The sequence below is a fragment of the Arthrobacter sp. I3 genome, assembly GCF_000520575.1.
GTDB classification, from domain to species: Bacteria; Actinomycetota; Actinomycetes; order Actinomycetales; family Micrococcaceae; genus Arthrobacter; species Arthrobacter humicola_A.
Genome location: NZ_AZSB01000551.1, coordinates 1 through 3,366, shown reverse-complemented (window position 1 = coordinate 3,366; position 3,366 = coordinate 1). Strand labels below are relative to the sequence as shown.

Annotated in this window: 4 protein-coding genes; 2 read left to right on the top strand and 2 right to left on the bottom strand. The window is 64.7% G+C overall.

The annotated features are described in order from the left end of the window. Nucleotides 1–1,217: ABC transporter permease (locus tag Y706_RS23215; protein WP_043434334.1), on the top strand; the 1,217-nt coding region annotated here is incomplete at its 5' end. Nucleotides 1,218–1,364: 147 nt separating this feature from the next. After that, complete coding sequence (locus Y706_RS0102580; protein WP_028275346.1) at nucleotides 1,365–1,667, top strand: DUF4193 domain-containing protein; 303 nt, start codon at nucleotides 1,365–1,367, stop codon at nucleotides 1,665–1,667. A gap of 165 nt (nucleotides 1,668–1,832) precedes the next feature. On the opposite strand, the gene Y706_RS28615 is transcribed toward Y706_RS0102580, so the two are convergent. Together Y706_RS28615 and Y706_RS0102570 are read right to left on the bottom strand one after the other, a co-directional pair. Then, nucleotides 1,833–1,982, bottom strand: coding sequence for a hypothetical protein (locus tag Y706_RS28615; RefSeq protein WP_156945051.1), 150 nt, complete (start codon nucleotides 1,980–1,982; stop codon nucleotides 1,833–1,835). 178 nt (nucleotides 1,983–2,160) lie between these two features. After that, the gene (locus Y706_RS0102570; RefSeq protein ID WP_028275345.1) at nucleotides 2,161–3,186 is read right to left on the bottom strand and encodes a DUF4192 domain-containing protein; all 1,026 of its coding nucleotides are present in this window, start codon (nucleotides 3,184–3,186) and stop codon (nucleotides 2,161–2,163) included. Nucleotides 3,187–3,366 lie beyond the last annotated feature (180 nt).

The following is a 3,366-nucleotide window of genomic DNA, read 5'->3' as shown; positions in this document are numbered from 1 at the left end:
GCACCGTCGTCGGGTTCGAATTCACCCGCACCGTGAAAAAACGCCGCTTCTGGGTCGCCACCCTGGCCATCCCGGTAGTGATGGCGATCGTCTTCGCGCTCATCTACCTCAGCAACTCCTCCACCGCCGCCAGCGCCGACGCCCAGAAGACAGCGGCCATGTCCTTCACCTACACCGATGCCTCCGGACTCATCACCCCGGCCATCGCCACCGCCATGGGCGGCCGGCAGGCCAGCAATCCGGACCAAGCACTCCAGGACGTCAAAGACGGCGCAACCGACGCCTACTTCGCCTACCCCGCCGAGCCCGCCACCCAGCCGGTCAAGGTCTACGGGCAGGACCAGGGGATCTTCGACAACGGCAGATACGACGCCGTCGCCAAACAGCTCCTCACCGCCTCGGCCCGGGCCAAGATCGGTTCCCCGCAACTGATGGCCGCGGCCAGCGGCGACGTCAAGACCGAATCCCAGACCTTCAAGGACGGCCAGCCCGCTGGCGGCTTCGGATCCGCCGTCCCGCCGCTGATGTTCCTGCTGATCTTCTACGTCTCGATCATTCTGCTCTCCAACCAGATGCTCAATTCCACCCTGGAAGAGAAAGAAAACCGGGTCACTGAAATGATCCTCACGACACTGAACCCGACCACCCTGATCATCGGCAAGGTCATCGCCCTGTTCATGGTCGGCCTGGTCCAGATCCTGGTCTTCCTCACCCCCATCGCCGTCGGATACGTCTTCTTCCGCGACAAACTCGCCATGCCGGACCTGGACCTGTCGACCCTGAGCTTCGAACCCGGCACGATGCTTGTCGGGGCGCTGCTGCTGCTGGGAGGTTTCACCGTCTTCACCGGCGTCCTGGTCGCGATCGGCGCGGTCATGCCCACCGCTAAAGATGCCGGCACGATCTTCGGGCCCCTGATGGCGCTGATCTTCGTCCCCTTCTACGCCATGACACTGATCATTTCCGACCCGCACGCGCCCATCGTGCAGATCTTCACTTACTTTCCGCTCTCGGCCCCGGTGACCGCGTTGCTCCGCAACGGCTTCGGCACCCTCTCACCCGTAGAGGCAACCATCGTCATTGCCGAGCTCTTCATCATCGGACTCCTCATCCTGCGCCTCGCCGTGCACCTCTTTCGCTACGGGTCCATCCAGTACTCGACCAAACTCTCCATCGCCGGAACCTTCCGCAAACGCAACCCCCTCACCGGAAAATAGAGGGTCGTCCCCGGCATGCGCAGTGCGGGCTGTACGGTTGTTGCCTGCACGCCGCGGGTGGGCACAAAATTCCCCGCGTGTGCGTTCTACTGACCACGCGTCGCGTCGCCCCCTGACGCGACACCGAAAGAAAAGAGTATTAACACCGTGGCAACCGACTACGACGAAGTACGGCCCGACGTCGCGGAATCCCGCAACGCCTCCCTCGAGGCCGTGAAGTCCGCGAACAGCCCCGACGCGCGCAGCGTCGTGCTCGAGCTCGACGAAGCCGACACCGTGGACGGTGTGGAACTGCCAGGCGCTGACCTCTCCGGCGAGGAACTGATTATCCACGTTATCCCGCAGGCGGCGGACGAGTTCACCTGCTATTCCTGTTTCCTGGTCCGGCACCGCTCCCAGCTCGCCCGGGAGAAGGACGGCCACGCCTACTGCATCGAGTGCGAAGGCTAAACAGCAAGCAAGAACCAGAGGCAGGCGCGGACCCTGTGCAGCCCGAGCGGAACGAGGTCCTTTGGGGCAGCCTTTAACGAGGTGAGGCCGGCCCCTTAGGGGGCCGGCCTCTGTTTTCCCTCAGCAAAAGGAAACCTTGTGGTGCAGCGTCGTCGCTGCGGGAAGTTACTGGTCCAGCGGGGATTGTTCCCAGGAGATGTCAACGACGGAGGCCCCCTGCTGCATGGACAGCATGGACAGCTCGAGGATGTCCTGGGCGTGAGTGCCATCGGCGGGTGCGGCGTCGTCGTCCGTGAGGATGAAGTCGTGGCTCATGGTGCTGCTCCCTGGCGTGAGTGGTGTCCGTTGCACTCTCACTGTAGCCCGGCGACAGGCCCTTGCCCTTTAGTGGTGCTGCGCCCGCGTCAGCGCTATCGGCGGCCGGAGGAGCGCCAGCGGGGGAGGCCGCCACCGCGCCGGGGCCGAACCGTTGTCGGTCCGGCCCCCTTTGTTCCTAGCGGTGCCGCTTGTAGGCGGTGTTCGCGTTTTGCGCGACGGGGGCGATGGTTCCCCGGTTCACCAGCTGTGCCATCAGCTCAGCGAGCCTGTAGTCGGGGGTGTCCTCGATCGCGAGGATGAAGTGCTCTGCGGCCACCGATGACTGGCCTTTGAGATAGGACAGCCAGCCAAACAGGGTCAGCAAGGGTGCCCGGTAGCCTTCCGGTGCCGCGTCGATCAGGAGTCGCGCCGCATCCTGTGCCCGGTCGACCCGGTTCCAGTCCGGCATGATGCCCTGCCCGATCAGCAGGTCCCCGCTTTCCTCGGCGTTGGGCCGTTCCGGGTCGATGACGTTGCAGAACATCACGTCGCGCAGGTCCGGGCGCTGAAAGCATGCCAGCAGCGCCACCGCCGTCTCCGGGTCGGCCCAGCCGTCCCGGGTCAAGGCATCGGCCCACAGCGTCCGGCCGGTGCGCAGCTCTCCGGCGAACACTCCAGGCAGGGCTTCGCGGATCTGCTCGGCGGTGTTCGCAGGACCGGTAAACGGCCCGTAGGTAGTGCCGGGGGTCTTTTGGTAGCTGCTCCCCCGGAATATCAGTTCTGCGTTTAGTTGCCCGTCGGTGATGGATTCCAGCGGTTCGGGCGGGCAGCACCCTGCCTCGCTGTCGCACAGCAGATTCTGCCAGTGCTCCGAGGTGACCAGCCACGCATCTTTCAGCGGGGTTCCTGCGATCTCCAGTTCCTGAATCACAGCCTCGACGTGGTCGTGGAACGGGTGCGGCGCCGACGCGGCCGGTGCGTCGTCCGTGTAGATGGCCAGCAGGACCGCGGTGGCCTGTTCGTCTACCGCGAGGTAGTTCACCATGGACCGTGCGAAACCGACGGGATCCCCGAACTGGGGCGCGTCGACGCGCAGTGTGGCGCCGAGGGTGTTCTCGCGCAAGGTCAGGAACACGAAGGACTCCCGGGGAGCGAACCCGAGCGCGTGCGGGATGAAGCCGAGGATGTCGGCCGGGCTGGAAATGCGGATTGCGTCGTTCATGGTTGAAAGTCCTTTGCTGAGGATTCCGGTGGGTGGGGCGTCTAGGTGACCGGCCAGCTCCCCTTCTCCCCCGTTGTTTTTGGCTGCTGGCGAAGCTTGCGGAGCTGTGGCCGACGGAGGCCTGTCTACCGCAGGCAAGGACCGTGGAATCTGCGGAGGAAATCAGCGACGAAGGAGCGC